Annotated in this window: 2 protein-coding genes; both read left to right on the forward strand. The window is 32.4% G+C overall.

Going from position 1 to position 1,629, the window contains the following annotated elements; all coding sequences use genetic code 11:
* The first annotated feature begins 138 nt into the window (after positions 1-138).
* Positions 139-963, forward strand: a complete 825-nt coding sequence (locus GRP75_RS26355) for a MerR family transcriptional regulator (protein WP_069080127.1) — start codon at positions 139-141, stop codon at positions 961-963.
* Positions 964-1,225: 262 nt separating this feature from the next.
* Positions 1,226-1,629, forward strand: a 404-nt coding sequence (locus GRP75_RS26360) for a MarR family transcriptional regulator (RefSeq protein WP_160790820.1), incomplete at its 3' end; no start/stop codon positions are given.

Here is a 1,629-nt window from a genome sequence, read left to right on the forward strand (position 1 = left end):
CTTTCATTCCTTATATCCTCCCAAGATTAATTATTTAGGTATTACTTTCGATTAGATACTCCTCATGGTCTACTGCTATATGAAGGTTACTTGGTTATAATAAAGTGTGGTGTAACACCATAGTCAAGGAGGGATTTCATGGAGAATAATGTTCAAACTCATTTAACGTCAGGACAATTTGCAAAAGTGATGGGTATTAGCAAGGATACTTTATTTCACTATGATCGACTTGGAATTCTTTCTCCTGAATTTAAAGCTGAAAATGGGTATAGATATTATTCAATTAATCAAATCGATGTTTTTAAAGTGATTTCAATACTTAAAGAATTAGAAATGCCATTAAAAGAGATAAAAGAGTATTTAAATAAAAGGTCACCTCAGGAGCTCATTGTCCTACTTGAGAAAGAAGAGGCAATGCTGAATTCTAAAATTAAACAACTGCAAAAAATGAAAAATATAATATCAGAGAAGAAACGAATTACCCAAGCAGCAACTGAGATCGTTACAACTGATATTATTATTGAGGAAAAAAAGGAGGAGTTTTTGGTAGTAACAGAGGCTGATCCTTACACAAATGATAAAAGCATTTACGATTCTATGATAAAACACGAAAAGTACTTGAACATTTATAGTATTGATGCTTCCCATACAGTAGGCTGGATGAGAGATACTAAAAGAGTCTTAACAAATGAAACATTCAATTATGATTATCTTTTTACTAGAGTTAGTAAAAAATCAAATTATTCAAATTTCAAGCGAGAAAAAGGAACATATTTAATCGCGTACCATACAGAGGGATACTCAAGCGTATGTGACACTTATGATCGAATAATAAGTTATGCTAAAGATAAGAGCATAGAATTACAGGGATTTTTTTATGAGGATGTTTTGTTAGATGATCTTTCAGTTAGAGGTTATGAAGAGTATTTAATTGAGATCTCTGTTCAAATTTTAAAGATGTAGATTAGAAAACAAAGAAGACCCATCACGGTAAATCAAACTTTCCTGCTGGTTAAACATCCATGCATCCCAATAAAACATTTTCCTCGCTGTAGTGAATGCCTAATGTCTGTTGAGCCGTACTTACTACTATTAATTGGGGTGATCTACAGATCGCAAGAGATAATGAATGCAAACATTCAAAAAATACAGGTTGAAAATAGTACCATATCGAACTATAATATTAGTACGATATGGTACTTTTTTTGAGAAAATGGAGGTGCACATGGGAATTATAAAAGGAAGATCTGTTTTTTTATCAGCATCCATAGATGCATTGCTGGCTAGAATAGTTTCAAGAAAACACAGGGAATCTGAGGTTGATACTTTAACAGCAACTCAAGCAAGGATTTTGTTTTATCTTTGGACGAAAGACGAAATACCTATACATGAAATCTCAAGGGTTACCAATCTTCAAAAGTCAACTTTAACGAGTATATTAGCTAAGTTGGAAAAAGCAGGACATATCAGTTTTATGCCTTGCCAAACAGACAAACGGAAAACAATAGTTAAAGTAGTGAACAGAAATGAAAAATTAGTGGAATTGAACAAAAAGATTATTGATGAAGTCGGAGAGATTTTTTACAAGGGATTTAGCGAGGAAGAAATAGCATTGTATCAAAGTTTCTT

It is taken from the genome of Paenibacillus sp. OT2-17, assembly GCF_009827695.1.
Classification (GTDB): Bacteria; Bacillota; Bacilli; order Paenibacillales; family Paenibacillaceae; genus Paenibacillus; species Paenibacillus polymyxa_B.

Excerpts from the sequence above, each read along its gene's own strand:
- GRP75_RS26355 (WP_069080127.1), top strand. The coding sequence starts at position 139 with ATGGAGAATAATGTTCAAACTCATTTAACGTCAGGACAATTTGCAAAA.